This is a genomic window from Nocardia sp. BMG111209, from assembly GCF_000381925.1.
Taxonomy (GTDB): domain Bacteria; phylum Actinomycetota; class Actinomycetes; order Mycobacteriales; family Mycobacteriaceae; genus Nocardia.
The window spans coordinates 398,819-418,703 of sequence record NZ_KB907307.1 but is presented as its reverse complement, the minus strand read 5'-3'; the positions used below and the strand labels follow the sequence as shown (position 1 = coordinate 418,703).

Annotated in this window: 22 protein-coding genes; 8 read left to right on the top strand and 14 right to left on the bottom strand. The window is 67.6% G+C overall.

Annotated features, from left to right (window positions below; genetic code table 11):
• Positions 1 to 10 precede the first annotated feature (10 nt).
• From G361_RS0101730 to G361_RS0101695, 8 genes are all read right to left on the bottom strand, one after another.
• A complete protein-coding gene (locus G361_RS0101730) occupies positions 11 to 1,051 on the bottom strand; it encodes an aldo/keto reductase (protein ID WP_019925319.1) in 1,041 nt (346 codons plus the stop codon).
• A 19-nt stretch (positions 1,052 to 1,070) separates the two neighbouring features.
• Complete coding sequence (locus G361_RS0101725; protein ID WP_019925318.1) at positions 1,071 to 2,327, bottom strand: amidohydrolase family protein; 1,257 nt, start codon at positions 2,325 to 2,327, stop codon at positions 1,071 to 1,073.
• Positions 2,328 to 2,381: 54 nt separating this feature from the next.
• Positions 2,382 to 2,834: a pyridoxamine 5'-phosphate oxidase family protein gene (locus G361_RS0101720; protein WP_019925317.1), complete on the bottom strand. Its 453-nt coding sequence runs from the start codon at positions 2,832 to 2,834 to the stop codon at positions 2,382 to 2,384.
• A gap of 24 nt (positions 2,835 to 2,858) precedes the next feature.
• Positions 2,859 to 3,683 (bottom strand): SDR family oxidoreductase, encoded by an 825-nt coding sequence (locus G361_RS0101715; RefSeq protein ID WP_019925316.1) that lies wholly within the window; start codon positions 3,681 to 3,683, stop codon positions 2,859 to 2,861.
• Between the two features lie 44 nt (positions 3,684 to 3,727).
• Positions 3,728 to 4,942, bottom strand: coding sequence for a CaiB/BaiF CoA-transferase family protein (locus G361_RS0101710; RefSeq protein WP_019925315.1), 1,215 nt, complete (start codon positions 4,940 to 4,942; stop codon positions 3,728 to 3,730).
• Between the two features lie 162 nt (positions 4,943 to 5,104).
• The gene (locus G361_RS0101705) at positions 5,105 to 5,752 is read right to left on the bottom strand and encodes a TetR/AcrR family transcriptional regulator (RefSeq protein WP_026342589.1); all 648 of its coding nucleotides are present in this window, start codon (positions 5,750 to 5,752) and stop codon (positions 5,105 to 5,107) included.
• Between the two features lie 52 nt (positions 5,753 to 5,804).
• Positions 5,805 to 6,278, bottom strand: a complete 474-nt coding sequence (locus tag G361_RS41860) for a hypothetical protein (RefSeq protein ID WP_019925313.1) — start codon at positions 6,276 to 6,278, stop codon at positions 5,805 to 5,807.
• Between the two features lie 189 nt (positions 6,279 to 6,467).
• Positions 6,468 to 7,382 (bottom strand): metal-dependent hydrolase, encoded by a 915-nt coding sequence (locus tag G361_RS0101695; protein ID WP_019925312.1) that lies wholly within the window; start codon positions 7,380 to 7,382, stop codon positions 6,468 to 6,470.
• Between the two features lie 194 nt (positions 7,383 to 7,576).
• Here G361_RS0101695 and G361_RS0101690 point away from each other — a divergent pair, with 194 nt between their 5' ends.
• Both G361_RS0101690 and G361_RS46560 read left to right on the top strand, forming a co-directional pair.
• The gene (locus G361_RS0101690; protein WP_019925311.1) at positions 7,577 to 8,332 is read left to right on the top strand and encodes a maleylpyruvate isomerase family mycothiol-dependent enzyme; all 756 of its coding nucleotides are present in this window, start codon (positions 7,577 to 7,579) and stop codon (positions 8,330 to 8,332) included.
• Complete coding sequence (locus G361_RS46560; RefSeq protein WP_019925310.1) at positions 8,329 to 8,928, top strand: TetR/AcrR family transcriptional regulator C-terminal domain-containing protein; 600 nt, start codon at positions 8,329 to 8,331, stop codon at positions 8,926 to 8,928. Before G361_RS0101690 ends, G361_RS46560 begins: the two co-directional genes overlap by 4 nt.
• 31 nt (positions 8,929 to 8,959) lie before the next feature.
• On the opposite strand, the gene G361_RS0101680 is transcribed toward G361_RS46560, so the two are convergent.
• From G361_RS0101680 to G361_RS41850, 4 genes are all read right to left on the bottom strand, one after another.
• The gene (locus G361_RS0101680; RefSeq protein WP_019925309.1) at positions 8,960 to 9,796 is read right to left on the bottom strand and encodes a SigB/SigF/SigG family RNA polymerase sigma factor; all 837 of its coding nucleotides are present in this window, start codon (positions 9,794 to 9,796) and stop codon (positions 8,960 to 8,962) included.
• A gap of 143 nt (positions 9,797 to 9,939) precedes the next feature.
• Positions 9,940 to 10,371, bottom strand: a complete 432-nt coding sequence (locus G361_RS0101675) for a MerR family transcriptional regulator (RefSeq protein ID WP_019925308.1) — start codon at positions 10,369 to 10,371, stop codon at positions 9,940 to 9,942.
• Positions 10,368 to 10,712, bottom strand: a complete 345-nt coding sequence (locus tag G361_RS0101670) for a hypothetical protein (protein WP_019925307.1) — start codon at positions 10,710 to 10,712, stop codon at positions 10,368 to 10,370. Before G361_RS0101670 ends, G361_RS0101675 begins: the two co-directional genes overlap by 4 nt.
• Before the next feature lie 159 nt (positions 10,713 to 10,871).
• Positions 10,872 to 12,341, bottom strand: coding sequence for an MFS transporter (locus G361_RS41850; RefSeq protein WP_231386752.1), 1,470 nt, complete (start codon positions 12,339 to 12,341; stop codon positions 10,872 to 10,874).
• A 100-nt stretch (positions 12,342 to 12,441) separates the two neighbouring features.
• Between G361_RS41850 and G361_RS41845 the strand changes: the two genes are divergently transcribed.
• Positions 12,442 to 12,924 (top strand): MarR family winged helix-turn-helix transcriptional regulator, encoded by a 483-nt coding sequence (locus G361_RS41845; protein WP_231386751.1) that lies wholly within the window; start codon positions 12,442 to 12,444, stop codon positions 12,922 to 12,924.
• Positions 12,925 to 12,945: 21 nt separating this feature from the next.
• On the opposite strand, the gene G361_RS0101655 is transcribed toward G361_RS41845, so the two are convergent.
• Complete coding sequence (locus G361_RS0101655; RefSeq protein WP_052172609.1) at positions 12,946 to 13,443, bottom strand: hypothetical protein; 498 nt, start codon at positions 13,441 to 13,443, stop codon at positions 12,946 to 12,948.
• Between the two features lie 125 nt (positions 13,444 to 13,568).
• On the opposite strand from G361_RS0101655, the gene G361_RS0101650 reads away from it, so the two are divergent.
• From G361_RS0101650 to G361_RS0101635, 4 genes are all read left to right on the top strand, one after another.
• Positions 13,569 to 14,117 (top strand): TetR/AcrR family transcriptional regulator, encoded by a 549-nt coding sequence (locus tag G361_RS0101650; protein WP_026342587.1) that lies wholly within the window; start codon positions 13,569 to 13,571, stop codon positions 14,115 to 14,117.
• Positions 14,118 to 14,408: 291 nt separating this feature from the next.
• A complete protein-coding gene (locus tag G361_RS0101645; RefSeq protein WP_019925302.1) occupies positions 14,409 to 14,810 on the top strand; it encodes a PASTA domain-containing protein in 402 nt (133 codons plus the stop codon).
• 512 nt (positions 14,811 to 15,322) lie between these two features.
• Positions 15,323 to 16,135 carry an SAM-dependent methyltransferase gene (locus G361_RS0101640; protein WP_019925301.1) on the top strand — a complete coding sequence of 271 codons (813 nt, stop codon included), beginning with the start codon at positions 15,323 to 15,325 and terminating at the stop codon, positions 16,133 to 16,135.
• Between the two features lie 116 nt (positions 16,136 to 16,251).
• The gene (locus tag G361_RS0101635) at positions 16,252 to 17,430 is read left to right on the top strand and encodes a cytochrome P450 (protein WP_019925300.1); all 1,179 of its coding nucleotides are present in this window, start codon (positions 16,252 to 16,254) and stop codon (positions 17,428 to 17,430) included.
• Between the two features lie 92 nt (positions 17,431 to 17,522).
• On the opposite strand, the gene G361_RS41840 is transcribed toward G361_RS0101635, so the two are convergent.
• Complete coding sequence (locus tag G361_RS41840; protein ID WP_019925299.1) at positions 17,523 to 18,713, bottom strand: hypothetical protein; 1,191 nt, start codon at positions 18,711 to 18,713, stop codon at positions 17,523 to 17,525.
• Positions 18,714 to 19,047: 334 nt separating this feature from the next.
• Here G361_RS41840 and G361_RS0101620 point away from each other — a divergent pair, with 334 nt between their 5' ends.
• A complete protein-coding gene (locus G361_RS0101620; protein ID WP_019925297.1) occupies positions 19,048 to 19,881 on the top strand; it encodes a TetR/AcrR family transcriptional regulator in 834 nt (277 codons plus the stop codon).
• Positions 19,882 to 19,885 lie beyond the last annotated feature (4 nt).

Below are 19,885 nucleotides of genomic sequence, written 5' to 3'. Positions count from 1 at the left end.
CGTCACCGACCTACTGTGGTCGCCGCCGCGCCGCGGCGTCGAGTGCGGGACGGTGGACGAAGTGGTCGATGCCGGGCAGATCGGTGCCCGGCGAGACGACCTTGTCGATCGCGTCGAGAACGTCGCCGCCGAGCCGGATTTCGGCGGCGGCCAGCGCGTCGTCGAGATGCCGCATCGTGCGCGGCCCGACGATGGTCGAGGTGATCGCGGGATGACTGCCGACGAAGGCCAGGGCCAGCTCGGTCAGCGACAGACCGGCCTGCTCGGCGATCACGTGCAGGGCCTCCACCGCGTCGTAGCGCACCGCGGACGTGCGCTCCTCGGCGGTGCTGACCGATCCGCGCATGAAGGGGTTCGCCGGGTCGAATCGTGAACCCGCGGGCGCGTTTTCGCCGCGGCGATACTTCCCGGTCAACCAGCCCCCGGCCAGCGGGCTCCACGGGATCATCGCCATCCGATGCCGCGAGCAGGCGGGCAGTACCGCCTGCTCCACCGAGCGGGCGAAGATCGAGTACTGCGACTGCTCGCACACAAAGCGTTCGGTGTGGCGGCGCGCGGCCGCCCACTGGGCCTCCACGATCCAGTCCGCCGGGAACGAGGACGAGCCCAGATACAGCACCTTGCCCTGCCGCACCAGATCGGTGAGCGCACCGAGGGTTTCCTCGAGATCGGTGTCCCAGTCGAGCTTGTGCACCTGGTAGAGGTCGATGTAGTCGGTGCCCAGACGCCGCAGGCTGGCGTCGACCGCCCGGGTGATCCATCGCCGGGAACCGCCGCGCTGGTTGGCGTCCGGGCCCATCGGGTAGAAGCATTTGGTGGCGATCACGACCTCGTCGCGCCGTGTCCGCACCGCCTGCCCGACGATCTCCTCACTCTGGCCGCCGGAGTACACGTCGGCGGTGTCGATGAAGTTGATCCCGCTGTCCAGCGCGCGGCCGATGATCCCGAGACAGTCGTCGACGTCCGTATTTCCCAACTGCCCGAACATCATCGCGCCGAGGCACTGGACGCTGACGGTGACGCCGGTGGTACCGAGTGTGCGGTAGTGCATATCGCCTTCCTGCCGGAACTCAGCCGGCCGGCTGGGCCGCGTAGCGCCGCGCCCATTCCTTGCGGGACCGGATCGAGAGATCCACGTCGGTGGCCTGCGCACGCAGCGCACCGACGGTGGCCTGCTCTCTCGGGGTGTGCGCGAACGGATCCCAGCCGAGGAACCGGCAGGCGTTCTCCCACGTGATCTTGTCGATGTCCGCGTCCGGCGCGCCGGCGGCGTTCAGTTCGCCGAGCACGAATTCGGGAGCATCGGGCCACAGCGAATCCGCATGGGGGAAGTCGCATTCCCACGCGATGATGTCCATCCCGACCTTGTCGCGATAGGTGAGCGCGGTGGGATCGGTGACGTAGCAGGCCATCACGTGCTCGCGGAACACCTCGCTGGGCAGCTTGCCGCCGAAGTCCCGGCGCAGCCACTTCTGGTTGGTGTAGTGGCGATCGGACCGGTCCAGGAAGAACGGGATCCAGCCGATCCCACCCTCGGACAACGCCACCCTCAGCCCCGGATAGGACCGGAAGGCCGGGCCCCACAACAGATCCTGCACGGTGATCTGGGAAACCGTGGGCGCCAGGCACATCAGATTGTCGATCGGCGCGTCCGGGGCCAGCCGCAGCGCACCGAAACCCGCGCCGATGTGCAGGTTCATCACCGTCTGCTGATCCTGCAACGCGGAAAATACCGGGCCCCAGTAATTCTGGTCGAAGTAGCTGGGCAGCCCCTCGAGGTGCGGCAGCTCCGGCATCGACACCGAATGACAGCCCTTCGAGGCCAGCCGCTCGATCTCGGCGACCGCCAGCTGCGGATCCCACAGCGGCAGAATGCCGAGCGGGATGAACCGGCCCGGATACGCGCCGCACCAGTCCTCGATGTGCCAGTCGTTGTAGAGCTCGATGATCCGAACGGTGATGTCGTCCTTGACCTTCGCCAGATGTCCGGCGCTGAAACCCGCGTAGGTCGGGAAGCACATCGAGGCGAACACACCGTTGGCGTTCATGTCCCGCACGCGCTCGTGCACGTCGTAGACACCGGGCCGCATCTCGGCGTACCCCGCCGGATCGTGGTCCCACTCCTCCGGCGGCCAGGAGACGACCGCGTTCAGACCGGTGACGCCGACCGGGTTGCCCCGGTACATCCAGCGGTCGACACCCTGGTCGTCGACGATGACCCGCGGCATCACGTCGGCCAGCGCGGCCGGGGTGTGATTCTCGAACATGTCCGGCGGCTCGACGACGTGGTCGTCGATGCTCACCAGGATCAGATCATTGATATCCATGGCAATACTCGCTCACTCGTGCTGACTGCTACCGACCCAGGGCGGCGGGATCGGTCACATCTTCCGGAAATCCCAGCTGGTGATCTTCTGCGGCGTCAGCCGCAGCCAGGCGTGCCGGCCGTCGTAGTGCATCTCGTCGCGGCCGGTGTACTTGCGGGCGAACTGCCGCTCCGGTTCCGCGAGCTCGGAATCCGTTGTGCCGGTGCGCGGTACCTCCCCCACCGATTCCAGCCGGCCGCGGATCTCCACGCCGCGCAGCTCGTTGAAGGCGTGTCCGCCGTCGATGAGCACGGCGACTTGGGGATCGCGCGCGATATCGGTCCAGCGCTGGCTCTTCACCACGGAGTTCAGCCACAGGGCGGTGCCGTCCCAGACGAACCACAGCGGGGTCAGGTGCGGACCGTCCGGGCTCGAGGTGGCCACCCGGCAGGTGCGCTCCTCGGCGAGGAAGGCGTCGACTTCCTCCGGGCTCATCGCGATCTTGCGGCCGCGGCGTTGTTCTTTCATCGAAACCTGTTCCCTTCCAGGGCTTTACCGGCCGAGCATGAATGTGACGACGGGCGTCGCCGCCGGGAACGACCCGGAGACGCCGGCGGTGAAATACCCGTGGTCGGCGGTGAGGATGGTGCCGGTGATCGAGGAGGCCGCAGCGCTGCACAGGAACAGCAGCGGCCCGGCCTGCTCGATCGGCTGCGACACCTCGACCCCGGCCGCTTCCCGGTAGTCGGTGCCGAATCCGAGCCACCGCTCGGCATTCGCGCGCGCCAGCGGGGTGTCGGTGGCGCCGGGGCAGATCGCGTTGATACGAATTCCCCTGGCCCGCAACGTCAATGCCTGGGTGGCGACATAGGCGCAGACCGCCTGCTTCGAGAACATGTAATCGGCCTTGCCCTGTCCGACCACCCAGCGCGCCGCGTCGTGGAAGTCCGGGATGGCCAGATATTCCTGCAGCAGCGGCAGATTCGACTCCCAGCCCAGGCCCGCCGCCGACGAGATCAGGCCGATCGCCGCACCGCGCGGCAGCAGATCGGCGGCGAGCAGTCGTTCGATCAGGTAGCGGTGGCCGAGGAAGTTGATCCGCTCGAGGCCGGCCGTGCCGTCCGCGACACCCGCCGCACCCAGCAGCACATGCACCGGGCCGTCCAGTGCTTCGACCGCCGCGTCGATGGAATCGGTGTCGGCGAGATCGATCGCGATCGCCTGCACCCCGTCGGCGGTGATCGGCGCGATATCGGCGACCAGCACCTCCGCGCCCGCGTCGAGCGCGAGTTGTGCTGCCGCGGCGCCCATTCCGCTGGCGCCGCCGACGACCAGCACCCGCTTGCCGTCGAACCGGAACGCATCGAACAACGTCATTCTCTCTCCTGTGATTCGAGTTGCCGCACGGACTTCCGCGCCGCCTACGTGACGACGCCGCGAATCTTCAGATCCAGCACCGCCTCCGGATCGAGACCGAGTTCGGCGAGCACCTCGTCACCGTGCTCGTTGAATTCCGGTGCGCGCCGGGGTATCGCGGGCTTTTCGTCGAACTGCACCGGGGCCGCGGCCAGCCGGAACGGAACTCCGGTGGCGGTCGCGCACTCCTGGACGTACCCGTTGGCGATCGTCTGCGGATCGGCCGCGGCCTCCAGTGTGTGCTGCACGATCGTCCACTGACCGGTGAAGGCGGACAACCGATCCCGCCAATCGTCCAACGGCCGCGCGGCGAACGTCGCGGTGAGGATCTCGATCGCCTCCGCGCTGTGCGCCATCAGCGCGGCGTGATCGGCGAAGCGCGGATCCGCCGCCAGTTCGGGCCGCTCGACGGCAGCGCAGATCGAGCCCCAGTAGCGGCCGGCCTGCAGGCAGGTGAACGACAGCCACCGTCCGTCCGCGGTGCGGTAGTGGCCGGTCAGCGGATTGGACCGGGTGCCCACCGGCGGCGGGGTCCACGGCACGTCCAATTGCAGCGACAGCGCCATCGCCTGCCCCATCGACCAGATCGCGGTGCTCATCAGCGAGACATCCACCGTGGTGGCCTCGCCGGTGCGTTCCCGGTGGAACAGCGCGCTGGCGATCCCGCCGGCGATCGTCATGCCGCCGATCGAATCGCCGAATCCCGGCGCCGGCGGAACGGGTACGTGCCCGTACTCCGGCCGCATGACCCCCGCCGCGACACCCGCCCGAGCCCAGAACGCCAGCGAATCGTAGGCGCCGCGATCCGCCTCCGGGCCGCGCTCCCCCTGCCCGGTTCCGCGGACGTAGATCAGCCGCGGGTTGTGCACCCGCAGATCCTCGACGTCGATACCGAGCTTGGTCCGCACCCGGGGCAGCTTGTTGGTCAGGAACACATCCGCCGCGGCGACCAGCCGATACAGGATGTCGCGCCCGGCCTCGGAGGTCAGATCCAGGCCGAGGCTGCGCTTACCGCGGTTGGAGTGTTCGAACAGCACGTGCACGTCGTCCGGAACGACCGCGATACCGGAGGACGCCAGCCCCCGCATCGCGTCGCCACGCTCCACGTGCTCGATCTTGATCACGTCCGCACCCCAGTCGGCCAGCAGCGCGGACGCGGCCGGCACGAAGGTGTGCTCGGCGACCTCGACGATCCTGACACCCTGCATCACCGCAGTCACGGACGTCCTCCTGGTTTCCTCACTGGCACCTCGGTGCACGACCGGCGGAATCCCTGCCACCGTTCATCACTATGCGATCACCGATCGCGTACTCGATTCGGTATTATGCGAGCGTTGATCGCATAGTGTCAAGGTCCGGACGGACGGACGCCCGCCGATGCCTCAGGAAATGCGGCAGGCCGGCGTGGTGCCGCCGGACGGCGAGGCGGCATCGTGGGTGGATCCGATCGCCGGTGCGACCCAGCGCCGGAGGAACCCCCGCAATTCGGCACCGCTGCGCGGCGGGCGGCCGGGGTCGATGACCAGGGACTGGAAGATCCTGAGCATGAACTCGACCATCTCGTCGAGGTTGTCGTCGGTGATTCCGACGCTGCGCCAGTCGACATCGAACCGCTCCACGAGGGCACGTCCGAACGACAACGCCACATCGGAGGTGACCCCCGCCGAGAATGCGCCGGCACGGCCGGGAGTGAGCAGCAGACTCACGTACTTCTCGTCAGGCAGGCACTCGAGCGTATGGGCGATGCCTTCGACGACCGCTTCGGCCGGTTCGTGAATCGAGGCCAGATGAGCGGCGAGACTGTCCAGGAAAGGGCCGATTTCGGCGACCGCGGTCGCGATCAGCAACGCGTCGGTGCCGGCGAAATAGCGATACACGGTTTGGCGGGTGACCCCGAGATCGCGCGCCACATCGGAGATGTTGAAGTCCTTACCGGACTGATCCATTCGACGCCGGGCGGCATTCAGGATCCGTTCGACAGCTTCGTCATCGCTGGCGGGCGTCGCACCCGACCATCCGTGTGTGCGCATCAGCGCTCGACACCAGTCTCGGCCATACCCGAAACGGTACCGGGTGGCCGCCTCACGGCCATGGCGCCGGGAGGTAGGCGCCGATCGTGAGCGCCACCGCCAGAACAGCGGTGACAACGGCATACGGGAACGAACCGATCGGAGCGCCGGACGCCGTGACGCCGTGGTGTGCGGCCAGATAATCCGGCAGGGCCGCGCCCCAGAGCACGATGCACACAACCAGATAAACGGCGACGCAGGCCGGTGCGAAGTAGTCTCGTCCGGCATTCGCCGAATTCCGCCGGCGCGACCGGTGGGCCCCGAGAAATGCTGCGATGGTGGTCATCCCGGCCGCACCGATGAGCAGCCAGGTCGCGATCAGCCGCCCCGTTTGGATGGACACGCCCGCAAGATTGATCAACGTCGCCGGAGCCGACGACACGAATTCGATCGGCCATACGCCGAGGCTGACCAGCAGCACATCACGCGCGATTTTCCGGCGGCTCTGCCCCGGTCGCCGCGACGTCAGCCGGGTGATCAGCGCCATCCCGAACGGAAGGCCGAGGGAGAACGCCTGAATGTTGAGATAGGGGACGACACCCAGAGCGGGAACCGATGGTCCAGTTCTCCAGCGAGAACGGACTCCGCAGCGTGACGAAGACATTGCCGTCACAGTCGAGACCCCTTGTCCGGCTTGCGAGTTGCTCGAAATCGGGTGTACAGGTCCGCATGGTTGCTACCTTCCGAAGAACGTGGTCATGTCGGCGCCGCGCTCGTAGGCGCGCATCCACACGGCCGCCCACTCCGGCAGCGGCTGGTCGGCCGGATTGTGATACGGGGCCTGCGAGGCGATCAGCCGGCCGATCATCCCGGCGAGTTCCCGGGTAGAGACATCGTGAAAGATGCGCGCCGGCAGCGGATTTCGCCGAGGACCGCGGAATCGGGGCCGTAGCCGGGCCCGCAGCTCACTCAGGACCACATCCGACCGCATCGCCCGGTACGCAGACATCCCACGGTCGGCCTCGGGCACATGCCGGTCGAAACCGCGAGTGATCGTCTCGATCACCCCGAGCACATGCCCGGCCGTCGCCGGAGCGAACCGGGTTCGGGTCCACCGGCTGGATGTCAGGTGCGCGCAAATCGCCAGCCCGGAACTGCGATGCTCGATCTCCTCGACGAAGTGCCACAGGATGAGCGACGCGACGCGCGGATCTCCCCCGCCGAAGATCGAATCACGGTGATCGAGAAAGACTTTGAACAAGGGGGTGAACGTCGCCTCGATGTCGGCGATGTAGGAGACGTGGAACTCGATGCCCCGGGTCGCCAGCAGGCCGTCGAAGCGGTCGGTGACCTCCCGCCGAGTCTCCTCGAGCCCCGGGTACTGCTTAATCAAGCTGTTCAGGTGCTTACGATGCGCCGACGAGTGCTGGGCCTCCTGCCGTACGAAGGCGCGGCATTCCGCGGCGACGGCGGGGTCGGTGATCAAATGCTCCGCATCGCGCAGCGCACCGATGATGTACTGCTCGAACGGGACGGCGAAGAACGTGAACACGTTTCCGAAGATCCCCATCAGCGGATTGGCGGGCTGCCATCGAAACGGCACCGCCGTGTCGAAGGTCCACGGAATTTTGCGAATCACCAAGTCGCTCATCGAGCACAACCTCTCGGACGAGTGGTCCCGTCAACCGACGTCTGCCAAGACCATACACTTACCGACAGATGTATGGTGTAAATCCGAGGCCACCCGCACCGAGCCGCCGGCCGTTGCCGCCAGAAATGTACAGCGTTAAAATCTCCGCCGAGGAGTCGACGTGGTGCACGCGAACCACAACGGAAGGCCACCGAATGACCACACCCCAGGCCGCAGGATCGTCGAGAAGTACTGTCGACTACCTCGCGTCGATCGAGACCGACGGTAAAGCGCTGGCGGCCATCGCAACCCGCCATGATCTCGAGCTGCCCGTTCCCACCTGCCCCGGCTGGACCCTGGGTGACGTGGTCGCCCATGTCGCCGGTGCGAATCGGTGGATGACCACGTGCGTATCGGCCGGACTCACTGCGCAGGAACGCATCCTGCCACCCGGGCCCGCCGACCGCGGCGAACTACTGCGCTGGTCGGACGAATCGCTCGAGGAGCTACTGTCCGCGCTGGAGGCGACACCGCCCGATCATCCGGTCTGGACACCGATCCGGGGCCCGTTCCCCAGTGTCTGGTGGCGGCGCAAGGCGGCCTTGGAGGTGGCGATCCACCGCACGGACGCGGAGAACGCCGCCGGTGCGGACCGCACCGTCATCGATGCGCGGCTCGCCCTGGACGGGATCGACGAATACGCCGAGGAATTCCTGCCCCTGATGTTGCACGCCGTCCCCCAGCCCCCACCGGTGACGTCGGTCCTGTTGTCCCCCACCGATATCGATGACACACGGGTCCTGTCGCTCATCCCGGCCGGGGACCACCGCGATCCCGGCGCTCCCACCGTCGAACTGGTGGCATCGGCCTCCGACCTGCTGTTGTGGATATGGAACCGAGTCCCCGACGGGACCCTGACATCCAACGGCGACGACACCATCGTCACCTGGTGGAGGAGCCTGGCGATATGACGACGGGCCCCTCGAATCCGAAGGCGAAGTCGCTGCGCTACGGCGAACTCGACCGCGACATCATCGTCGCCGCCGCGGTCCGGGTCGCCGAAGCCGGCGGCATCCGCAGCGTCACCGTACGAGCCCTGGCCAAGGAACTGGGCCTGTCGACCACCGCCATGTACCACCACGTCGACGACAAGGCACAACTGCTGAACCTGGTAGCCGAGGCCACCTTGGCCACCGTCGAATTACCCTGCACCGGAACGTGGCAGGAGCGGGTCCGCGTATTCGCCCGCAGCGCGCGCCGGGCGATGCTCGGAATCGACGGTATCGCCGAGGTTCTGCAGACCCACCCCGCGAAAGGCGCCGCACAGCAAGTCGATTCGCTGATGCAGCAACTCGTCGTCGACGCCGGAGTACCACCCACCCGGCGGGAATCGGCCCGAATCCTCCTGATGATCTTCGTCATGGGCTCGGTGACCTTCGAACAAGCCGTCGAGGGACTACCCCACCCACTCACCGTGACACCGGACACCCGCTTCGAACAGGGCCTCGACGTACTGATCGCCGGACTGGAGACACTGTCCCGGCGGAATCCGGAACCACCGTCGTAATCCGGCGAAGTCCTCTCGGAAGCCGTGCCGCTCAGGCTGTTTCGAGTAGTGGCGCGTCGGCGGTGGCCAGGATGCGCACTGTGGTGAGGATGCGGGTCAGGTGGCGGGAGATCTGCATCTGCGAGACGCCGAGGCGGGCCGCGATCTGGGACTGGGTTTCGCCCTCGAAGTATCGCCAGGTCAGGATGTCGCGGTCACGGTCGGACAACCCGGCCAGCAGCGGCCGGACCGTCATGGCGTCCTCGATCAGGCCGTAGCAGGGTTCCACGGCCGCCAGCCGCCGCATCGGGGACGAGAAGCGCTCGTCGTCGCTGTCGGTACCGGGATCCAGGGCGTCGGTGTCGTAGCCGTTCGACGCGATCATCGCCTGCACGACCTCGTCCCGGTCCAGACCGAGGTGATCGGCCAGTTCCGTCACGGTCGGCATCCGGCCCAGCTGTTGCATCAGCACCGGGCCGGCCGCGTGCAGGTGCACGCGCAGTTCCTTCAACCGCCGGGGCACCCGCACGGCCCAGGTACGGTCGCGGAAGTGCCGTCGCACCTCACCCATGATCGTCGGCACCGCGAACGACACGAACGTCGTCCCGCGCGCGGGATCGAACCGGCCCACCGCCTCGAGCAGCCCGCAGCGAGCGACCTGCAACAGGTCGTCGTACTGCTCCCCGCGGCCGGAGTACCGGCGGGCGATGTGCTCGGCCAGGGGCAGGCAGCGGGTGATGATCTCCTCCCGCAATCGGGCCCAGCGCCGGTCGGCGGGGTCCAGGGCGGCCAATTCCACGAGCCGGGGCTCGATCCCGTCGTAGGAGTCGTGGCCACGCCGGGACGTGTTCGCGGTGGTGGTCTGCGGGGTGTCGAGTGCGCCGGTCATGGGTGGAACCTCCGAAGCCGAGCGAGAGAAGGCGCACCGTTGCACCCTGCGACGGGCACGCCGCCGATACCCCCGGATACCGGTAAAGCGGATGTTCAAACATCGGCCGCCCGGAATACGCGCCGATCCTCGATATCGATTCGCTACGGGAGTGCCGATGCTCGACGGGAGTCGAACGGGACCGGGCAGCACGGGTTTTCGCTGCATTCGATCAGATCGTCACATCCGGCGGCCAACGCCGCGCGCAGGGTGTCACGCACCGCGGTCAGTTCCGCGAGCGCGGCGTCGACCTCGGCGAGTTTCGCGGTGGCACGGACGTGCAACCCGGTGTCGGGACGCTGCCGATGCCCGTAGCGGGTACCCGCCAGCAGGTCGGCGACCTCGTCGAGGGTGAACCCGAGACGCTGGGCGGCCTTGATCACCCGCAGAATCGTGACCGCTCGCTCCGGATACATGCGGTGCCCGCCCGGGGATCGGTCGGGTTCGGCCAGCAGGCCGCGGCGCTCGTAATAGCGCAGCGTCTGCGGATTCACCCCCGCCGCGGCCGCCAGCTCCCCGCTACGCAACCCCGTCACCGGCCCGCTCCCGCCACACGCACGGCGAGCGCGTCGAGGATGTCGAGATGTGTGACGGGGACCTCGATTCCCATCACCGTGCCCGCCGCGTCCGCAGTGAAGGTGAAGGTGAAGAACGCACAGCACGTCGACTCGCGGGCCGCCAGATCCCGGCCCATCCGTTCGGCGTCCCCGTCCGCGCGCAGCCGCAACTCCAGCCGCGTCGCCGACGGGCGTGCCGTGGCGGCCACCGCGCGGCCGAAGAAGTCGTCGAACTCGGCCAGACGGGTCGGGCGCTGTGCCGTCGGCAGCGTGCACGCCGCGAGCGACGTCAGCTGCGCGTACCGGTCGTTGTCGGTCATGACCTCACGGTAAGCCCGTACCCGGGTACCGGATGCAACCCCGAATCTCGGCCCGGCTCCGGCGATCTCCCGCGCCGCGATCACGTCGCCGCGCCATGAGGCGCGGCCCGCAGCCCACACTCCGATAGTTCGCAACAAGTTCGGCCGCGTCGGCCGCACTCATCGAACGGCCGGCTCCGGCACCGCCTCGACATCGACCGCCACCTCGGCGCGGCGTACACGGCCGGGCACCAGCAGCGCCACGACCGCACCGACGGCAGCAGCGACAGCACCGACGATGAAGCACAACCGGAACGCGTCCAGCGTCGGGATCTCCGGCAGCCCCGGCGCGAAAACGGTTGTCTTGCTGGTGAGTACGACGCTCATCACCGCACCGGCGATGGTGGTGCCGACCGAGCGCATCAGCGAGTTGACACCGACGCTCGACGCGGCTTCGCGTCCCGGCACGTTCTCCAGGATGATCGTCGGCATCGCCGCGTATCCGATCCCGACACCGGCCGATGCAATGCAGGTAGCGAGCATCAGCTGCCACGGTGCGTCCAACAGCACTGCGCCACAGACGTATCCGAGCGCCAGCACCGCGGCACCGAGTGCGAGTGCGATCCGGCCGCCGAACCGGGTCAGCAGGAAGCTCGACACCGGCGCGAACAGCATCATCATCAAACCCGCAGGGGCGAACCACAATCCGGCCGCGAGCACACTCTGCCCGAGCCCGTACCCGGTTCGCGCGGGCATCTCCAGCAACTGCGGCACGACGATCGACTGCGCCATCATGCCGAACCCGATCAACAGCGCCGCGATATTCGTCATCAGCACCGGCCGGACCGCGGTCGTCCGCAGGTCGACCAGCGGATCACTGTGCCGCAATTCGAAAGCGGCCCAAGCCAGCAGCACCACCACACCACCGACGACCAGTCCGAGGGTGCGCCCCGAGGTCCAGCCCCAGTCGTTACCCTTCGACACCCCGACCAGCACCGCCACCAATCCGACGGCCAGGCCGACCGCACCGACCACATCCAGATGCGCCGAATGTCCGTCGCGCACATGCGGCAACGCCACCAGCGACAGCACCGTCACCACCGCCGCGAGCACCGACGAAACCCAGAACAGCGCATGCCAGTTGTGATCCTGCGCGATCCACGCCGCCAGCGGCAGTCCCAGCGCACCACCGACACCCAGCGTCGCACTGATCGAGGCGGTCGCGGAATTGACCAGCCGCGCCGGCACGACCTCACGCACGAAACTGATCGCCACCGGGATGTATCCCAGCGAAATACCTTGCAGCACACGGCCGACGAGCATCGGCACCAGCGAGCTGGACATCGCGCACACCAGCGAGCCGACCAGCAGCAGGGCCGCGGACGCGACCAGCACCGGCCGCTTGCCGAACATATCGGCCAGCCGCCCGGCCACCGGCATCGCCACCGCACCGCCGAGCAGGGTCGCGGTCAGCACCCACGAGGCATTGCTCGCCGACGTGCCCAGCAAATGCGGCAGCTCACTCTGGATCGGGATGACCAACGACTGCATCAGCGCCGCACACAACCCGGAAAAGCCGAGAACCGTCACGATCAGCCAGGGATTCACCCCGCCCGTCGTGCTACCGCCCTCCGTAGATGTCTTCTGCACCGAAAAGCCCTCCATCCCACACCGGGTGTGTAATGTACACATCCACCTGGTGTGTAGATTACACACATCCGCAACGACGCGAGCGACGAGGGCGACGATCATGGACAGAACTTCCGCAATGGACGCCGGGACGACAGACAGCAGATACCTGGCGGCAACTCTGTCCCTCCTGGATCGCCACCGCAGACTCCAGGAGCAGAACTCCCCCCTCGGCACCGCCGACCTGCGCCTGTTGTGGCTGTTCAACGACCGGATACCGCGCACACTGCGCGCCATCGCCGACGAACTCGGCCTGGAACGCTCGACGGTCAACCGGCAGGTCAACGCGGCCCTGGCAACGGGCCTGCTGCGCCGCTACCGGGAGGACGGCGCAAACGCCCACCTGATCGATGCCACACCCACCGGCATGGAACAATTCGAACAGGCCGTCCACGCCATGCTGCACTGCTACGACGTCGCACTCGCCGAATTGGACGACACCGAACGCGAGCGCCTCCTGGCGCTGTTCGACCGTTTCGTCCACGCCTACGGCCAAACGGTCCGCCTCCCCGCAACTCCGGAAACCGAACCCCGGCCGATCTGACCCCCGAGGCTCGTCCGGCAACTATCCGGCCCGAGCCTCCAGCAACGACCGGACGAACCGGAGATGTCCGGCCACCGCCCGCTCCCAGAAGGCTCGCGCGCCGTCCTCACGGAATTGCACGAAAGTCGCGACCAGCACGCCACTTTCACCACAACGGAACAGCAACTGCCCATCGAACCCGTAGCTGGACACGGCTTGCAGCAGAACATATTCGGGGCAGGAATATGCGATCGGCCAGCCCGCGACGGATCGATCGGCGCCGAATGCCGAGCGCTGCAAACCGATCGACCCCCACGCACGCTCCAGCCCGGCCCGCACATCACCGGGCACCTCCTCGAGAATCGCACGGGCCCACTGCTCGGCCGATCGATCGGCAACCCGGTCGGTCCGCAGCAGATGCGCATCGCTGTACCGAATGTCACCCAAGGTACTGAAGGCCGTGATCCCGGCATCGACCTCCAGCGCATCGACGTTCGACGAACGGCCGCCCCCCGGCCCACCCACACCCTGACCCGTCATGGAACTCCCAGCACTCGATTGCACCGAAGAACCGGCAGCAAGCCGCCGACAATAGATACAGAACAGTACTGTATCTATGACGAATGATGTAATCAAGAGCCCTGCGACTGATTGGTTGACTGTCGATGGCGCCACCGGTGCGAACCTCTCGCCAAGCCTGGATCGACGCAGCTCTGGCGACCCTGTCCGAGTCCGGCGCCGACGCCATCCGCGTCGAACTTCTCGCCGCCGAACTCGGCGTGACCAGAGGCGGGTTCTATCGCCAATTCACCGGCCGCCAGATGCTGCTGGACGCCGTCCTGGACGCCTGGGAACGCCGCGGTATCGACGAGGTCCGCGAGCGCGTCGAGCAGGAGGGCGGCGACGCCGCGACCAAGGTCCGCCGAGCCGGCCGCCTGACCTTCTCGAAGGACCTGCTACGCATCGACCTCGCCGTAAGAGAATGGGCCCGCCGCGACCCGGCCGTAGCCGCCCGCCTGGTACGAGTGGACAACCGCCGAATGGACTACCTACGCAACCTCATCGGCACGATCAGCGACGACCCCCAAGATGTCGAAGCCCGCAGCCTACTCCTCTTCTCCCTGGTCATCGCCGACCACCTGATCGCCGCCGACCACCCGACCGGCACCCGAGCCCAGGTCATCGAAAACGCCACCCGCCTGATCCTGGACTGAGCCCCACCCTGGCCACCGCCCAATTCGCCACAGGTGCAGAAGAATTCGCGAATCCCTTCCAACACCAGCTGTTCCAGCCGCAGTCCAGCGAACATCAACGTGACAACGGATGTCATACGGCGGCTACAACTCGGCGATCAGCGCGTTTCCGTAGCGCACCCGCGTGAAACAGGCTGGCGGGTTTCGTTTCTCATTAGCCAGCAGATATCGGCAACCGCACGGCAAAATGTCCTACGCAGTTCCTGCCGGGGGGAACAGCACCATCAGCAACCGTCGAACACCAGGAATTTCATGCGCATCCTCACCACCGTCCTCGCTTCCGCCGCCGTGGCCCTCACCGCCGGATGCGGACCGGCCACCGTCGCCGACTCCACACCGGCCCCCGCGCCCGCCGCAGTCGCACCCAGCGTCAACGCGCTGGTCGCAGCACCGTCGGTCCCGCTAGCCATCACCGTCGCCGCCGCACCCGTTCAGCTCACCATCCCCGACGTGATCGGCAAGAACGGCGCCATCGCTTCCGACGAACTGAAGAAGCTCGGCTTCAAGCACGTCAGTTACGCATCCGGAACACCCGGCGTGAGAATGGTGATTCTGGCATCGAACTGGACCGTGAAGTCCATCGAGCCCGGCATCGGCACCCCTGCGGATCCGGACGACACCGTCGTGCTGACCATGGTGAAGATCAACGGTTGAGGCCGCTCGGGATTCGATGCTCCCGGCCGCGAAAACCGGGCCGGGAGCGCTGGTCCCGAGATCCACCGACAGCTCAGACGGGATCGGTTGAGCGGGCGAGCTCATCGGCAAGGCCGAGCAACTGTCTGACGAGGAATGAGCAGCTTCAGCACGGCCGACGTTCCGTCATGGCACGTCGCTTCGGCCACGAACACCTCGGTGCCGGATTCGAAGGGGCCCAGCGGCCTCCAGATCGGCGGTATCCGGTCGAATCTGCCGGTGCCACAGGGGAAGGTGTCGCCGAGGTGGTCCACGGCGACCGGCGGGCACTGGCTGCAGGCCGAACTCGACCACTTCCTCGACGCCGCCACCACCCGCCGTCGACGGCACTTGCCCGCGCCGCCGAGTCGGTTGCTGCACAAGGTGTTCGGGGCGGGGGGTGGGGTCTCCCGGCGCGTTGCCGGAGCGTCTTCCGTACTGTCAGGATGGCAGGGGCCGAGATCGGCAAGTCATCGGAACGAAAGCGAGAGCCTGTGGAATCCGAGCAGCCACCACCGGGTATCGACATCTCCGTGCCGCATCCGGCCCGGCGGTACGACTATTGGCTGGGTGGGAAGGACAATTTCGAGGCCGACCGGGAATCGGCGCGGGCGGTGGCCGAGGGGTACCCGCCGGTGCAGTGCGCCGCGGTGGCGAATCGGGCGTTCCTGCGGCGGGTCGTGGCCTATCTGGCCCGGGACGCGGGTGTCCGGCAGTACCTCGACATCGGCGCCGGGCTGCCCACGGTGGGCAATGTGCACGAGATCGCGCAGGCGATCGCGCCGGAATCGCGGGTCGTGTACGTCGACAACGATCCGATCGTGGCGATTCACGCGAAGACGCTGTTGCACAGCAGTTCTCCCGGCCGTACCGCCTATCTGCAGGCCGACCTCCGGGATCCGGCGGCGATCCTCGCCGATCCGGAGGTGACGTCGGTGCTGGATCTGAGCCGGCCGGTGGCGCTGATGCTCGTGGCGGTTCTGCATTTCATCACCGACGATCAGCATCCCTACGATCTGGTGCGGCAGTTGGTCGACGCGCTGGCGCCGGGCAGTTATCTCGTTGTGTCACATGCCACCAACGATCATCTGAGCGTGGAGGATCTGGCCGAGAGCGATGCGGCCAACCAGCGCAGCGGGATTCCGTTCCGGCTCCGATCCACCGCCGAATTCGGCCGGTTCTTCGAAGGATTGGAAATGCAGCCACCCGGAATCGGGTCGATCCTGTCGTGGCGGCCGGACACCTGGAGCGCGCATCCGCGGCCGGAGGCCGTGTCCATGCTGGGTGCGGTCGCGCGTAAACCCTGACCCGGGGCCGACTTCGGCCGCCGGACAGCGAGCGGCCCGGGGCGATTCTCGTCTAGGGTCGATCAGGCCAAGCCCACGACGCGACCGCGGTGTGGCGCCGTCTCGAAAGGTTCTGCATGCAATTGCGTTACAGTCCCTACGACTTCGACGTACACAACGACCCGTACCCCTATTACGCTCGGCTGCGCGAGCAGGCGCCCGTTTTCCGCAACGACACCGACGACTTCTGGGCCTTGTCCCGGCACGCGGATGTGCGTGCGGCACTGCGGGATTCGAGTACCTTCTCGAGCCGGAACGGGCTGCGGCTGGAACCGGCGTTCTGGGGTCCGCAGGCCGAGCAGTTCTTCTCCTTCGTCGCCATGGACCCGCCGAAGCACACGCGCATGCGCGGACTCGTGACGCGGGCCTTCACCGCGCACCGGGTGCAGGCGCTGGAACCCCGGCTGCACGAGATGGCCCGCGCACTGCTGGCGCCGCTGGTCGAGGCCGGAAGCTTCGACCTGATGACCGATTTCGCGGGCCCGTTCCCGACCGATGTCATCTCGGAGCTGGTCGGCGTTCCCGAGGCCGACCGCGGCATGATCCGCACGCTCGGCATGGAGATCATGTATTCCGACGAGGAATCCACCGATCTGCGGCCCGAGGCGGTGCAGGCGATCGGCGCCCTCATCGGCTACTACAGCGAGCTGACCGCCGAACGTCACAAGCAGCGCCGCGACGATCTGCTGTCCGCACTGCTGGACGCGGCCGACGGCGACGACCGGCTCACTCCCGAGGAGATCGTCGGGGTACTGATCCTGCTGGTCGGCGCGGGTATCGAGACGGCGATGCTGACCCTCGGCAACGCCTGGAACGCGGCGGCGCAGCATCCGGATCAGCGCCGCGCCGCGTTCGGCGGGCGGATCGAGGACTGGATCGGCGAATCCATGCGCTTCGATCCCGCCTCGCAGACCCAGCTCCGCACCACCACCGAGGAGGTCCGGTTGCACGGGGTGACGATCCCCGCCGGGCAGCGGGTGATGCTGATCTCCGGTTCCGCGAACCGGGATCCGGAGGTCTTCGAGAACCCGGACACCTTCGACCTGGACCGCGACACCAGCGCATCCCTGTCCTTCGGCAGCGGCCGCCATCACTGCCTCGGCGCGAACCTCGGACTGCTGGAACTGCGGGTGGCTCTGCGCGAGATCGTCGATGTGGTCGCCGATTACGAGGTCGACACCGCCGGCTCGAAGCGGATCCATTCCTCGAACAACCGCGGCTTCGCCTCCCTCCCCACCCGGGTCACCACCCGCTGATCCGCGGAACCGGCTTCGGCGAAACGGCCGGGAAACCCGTTGCAACAGTTCGGTCCGGCTCGGACGAGACACTGCGGCAACGGGTTTCGCATCTATCCGGCGTAGCGGACCAGCAAGAAGTTCTCGCCCTGCGCCCGGTCGGCGGTGGTACCGGCCACCAGGATCCCGCCGTCCGGCTGCACCGCGACCGCGGTGCCGTGGGCGGCCCGGGTACCCAGGTCGGTGGACACCTTGCCACCGGTGCCGAACTTGGTGTCCGGCCTACCGTCCGCGGTGTAGCGGGCGACGGCGATGTTGTCACCGGTCGAGGTCCCGGTGCTGGTGCCCGCCGCGACGAGCCTGCCGTCCGCGGTCACCGCGAGCCCGTAGGCCACGTCGGCCTTACCACCGAAATCGGTCGTCACCTTGCCACCGGTACCAAAACTGTTGTCCTGCTTACCATCCGCGCCGTAGCGCACGAGAACGAAATTGTCCCCCTGCGCCGGATCGTGGGTCGAGCCGGCGATCACGACCCTGCCGTCCGGTTGGATCGCGACGGCGTTCGCATGATCGGCCCGGGTACCCAGATCGGTCGACACCCGGCCGCCGTCACCGAACGACGGATCCAGCACACCGTTACCCGTGTACCGGGCGATCGCGATGTTGTCACCGGTATCGGTGCCGTGACTGGTTCCCGCGACGACGATCCGGCCGTCCGGTTCGAGCGCGACCGCCGCGGCGACATCGGCCTTACCGCCGAAATCGGTGGATACCGTTCCGCCGGAACCGAATCCGGCATCCAGTTGCCCGTCGCTGCCGTATCGGACGACGACGAAGTTGTCGCCCTGCGCCGGATCCGGATCATGGGTCGAGCCGGCCACCACGATCTTGCCGTCCGGCTGGATCGCGACCGCATCGGCCCGATCGGCCCTGGTACCCAGATCGGTGGACACCCGGCCGCCGTCACCGAACGACGGATCCAGCGCACCGTTGCGGGTGTACCGGGCGACCGCGATGTTGTCGCCGGTATCCGTGCCGTGGCTGGTACCGGCGACCACGATCCGGCCGTCCGGTTCGAGCGCGACCGCCGCGGCGACATCGGCCTTACCGCCGAAATCGGTGAATACCTTTCCACCGGAACCGAATCCGGCGTCCAGCTGCCCGTCACGGCCGTACCGGACCACCGCGAAGTTGTCGCCCTGCGCGGGGTCCAGCGTCGATCCCACGACGACGATCCTGCCGTCGGGCGCAACCGCCTCCGCGCGCGCACGGTCGGCCTGAGATCCCAGATCCGTCGCCACCATCCCGGCCGACCCGAATTCCGGATCGAGGCTTCCCGGGGATGTCGAGGCGGCGTGCGAGCTCGAACACGATGCCACCGCGAGCGTGACGATCGCCCCGAAACCCCAATGGCATAACGTCTTTCCGACAGATGATGTGGCACAGAGCAATTCGGCTACCTCATTTCGACGGGTCGATGACGGTAGAGCGATTGTTCGCGAGCGAGCTCACCACGAGCGTGGACAGTATGGCCGTTGCCGGGCGGTAGCGGTACCGAATGGACACATTGCCGGTGCGTGCCGACCGGTATTATGCGATCCCTGATCGCATGAACCAGGTGCGCGAGAACGGAGCGCTATGCACGACACGCCAGATTCCGGACGCCGGCGCCGTGCGGTCGCGCAGGTCGAGACCCCGTCCCCGGAACTCGCCGACGACACGGATGTGCCGATCGATACGGTGCAGGCCGAGCCGGGTTCGGCCCGCTGGTGGGCCGACCGGTCCGCGACCGGACATCGGCGGCGGCCGCGCGCGGGCGGACTGTCCACCGCGCGGATCATCGAGGCGAGCCTGGAGCTGCTCCGCGAGGGCGGGGTCGACGCGCTCACCGTGCGCGCGGTCGCCGAGCGGCTGGACACCCGCAGCGCCTCGCTGTACCGCCACATAGCCGGGCGCGAGGAGCTGATCGCGCTGATCGCCGATCACGTGATGGGCGACATCCGCATCGTGCGCACCGGTCACGGCTGGCGCGCCGACGTCGAGGCGCTGATGCACGAGATGCGGCGGGTCATGCTGTCGCAGCCGTTGCCGGCGTCGGCGGCCCGCAACACGGCCGGCTACGGACCCAACACCCTGCGCCTCATCGACGCCGCCCTGGAACTGTTCCTCGAGGCCGGACTCGACCCGGAGCAGGCCGCGTACACCACCACCGCGATGATCCAACTCGTCGCCGGCGGCGCCGACATCCAGCGCAGCGCCGTCGGCCGGGACGCGCACGGCGCGACCCGGTCCGCCGGATTCGCCGAACTCCTGGACGACCTACCCGACGACCGCTTCACCGCCCTGCGCACCGCCGGTGCCGACTATGTCGCCGCACCGGCGGACCGGGTCTTCGCGCACGGCGTGGAGATCTTCCTCGACGGCGTGTCCGCGCGACTGGCCGGGACGGGCCCCCGCGAGGCGCCGCGGTGACCCC

Excerpts from the sequence above, each read along its gene's own strand:
- G361_RS0101730 (WP_019925319.1), bottom strand. The coding sequence starts at position 1,051 with ATGCACTACCGCACACTCGGTACCACCGGCGTCACCGTCAGCGTCCAG.
- G361_RS0101725 (WP_019925318.1), bottom strand. The coding sequence starts at position 2,327 with ATGGATATCAATGATCTGATCCTGGTGAGCATCGACGACCACGTCGTC.
- G361_RS0101720 (WP_019925317.1), bottom strand. The coding sequence starts at position 2,834 with ATGAAAGAACAACGCCGCGGCCGCAAGATCGCGATGAGCCCGGAGGAA.
- G361_RS0101715 (WP_019925316.1), bottom strand. The coding sequence starts at position 3,683 with ATGACGTTGTTCGATGCGTTCCGGTTCGACGGCAAGCGGGTGCTGGTC.
- G361_RS0101705 (WP_026342589.1), bottom strand. The coding sequence starts at position 5,752 with ATGCGCACACACGGATGGTCGGGTGCGACGCCCGCCAGCGATGACGAA.
- G361_RS41860 (WP_019925313.1), bottom strand. The coding sequence starts at position 6,278 with ATGGCGCTGATCACCCGGCTGACGTCGCGGCGACCGGGGCAGAGCCGC.
- G361_RS0101695 (WP_019925312.1), bottom strand. The coding sequence starts at position 7,382 with ATGAGCGACTTGGTGATTCGCAAAATTCCGTGGACCTTCGACACGGCG.
- G361_RS0101690 (WP_019925311.1), top strand. The coding sequence starts at position 7,577 with ATGACCACACCCCAGGCCGCAGGATCGTCGAGAAGTACTGTCGACTAC.
- G361_RS46560 (WP_019925310.1), top strand. The coding sequence starts at position 8,329 with ATGACGACGGGCCCCTCGAATCCGAAGGCGAAGTCGCTGCGCTACGGC.
- G361_RS0101680 (WP_019925309.1), bottom strand. The coding sequence starts at position 9,796 with ATGACCGGCGCACTCGACACCCCGCAGACCACCACCGCGAACACGTCC.
- G361_RS0101670 (WP_019925307.1), bottom strand. The coding sequence starts at position 10,712 with ATGACCGACAACGACCGGTACGCGCAGCTGACGTCGCTCGCGGCGTGC.
- G361_RS41845 (WP_231386751.1), top strand. The coding sequence starts at position 12,442 with ATGGACAGAACTTCCGCAATGGACGCCGGGACGACAGACAGCAGATAC.
- G361_RS0101655 (WP_052172609.1), bottom strand. The coding sequence starts at position 13,443 with ATGACGGGTCAGGGTGTGGGTGGGCCGGGGGGCGGCCGTTCGTCGAAC.
- G361_RS0101650 (WP_026342587.1), top strand. The coding sequence starts at position 13,569 with ATGGCGCCACCGGTGCGAACCTCTCGCCAAGCCTGGATCGACGCAGCT.
- G361_RS0101645 (WP_019925302.1), top strand. The coding sequence starts at position 14,409 with ATGCGCATCCTCACCACCGTCCTCGCTTCCGCCGCCGTGGCCCTCACC.
- G361_RS0101635 (WP_019925300.1), top strand. The coding sequence starts at position 16,252 with ATGCAATTGCGTTACAGTCCCTACGACTTCGACGTACACAACGACCCG.
- G361_RS41840 (WP_019925299.1), bottom strand. The coding sequence starts at position 18,713 with ATGGTGGCGACGGATCTGGGATCTCAGGCCGACCGTGCGCGCGCGGAG.
- G361_RS0101620 (WP_019925297.1), top strand. The coding sequence starts at position 19,048 with ATGCACGACACGCCAGATTCCGGACGCCGGCGCCGTGCGGTCGCGCAG.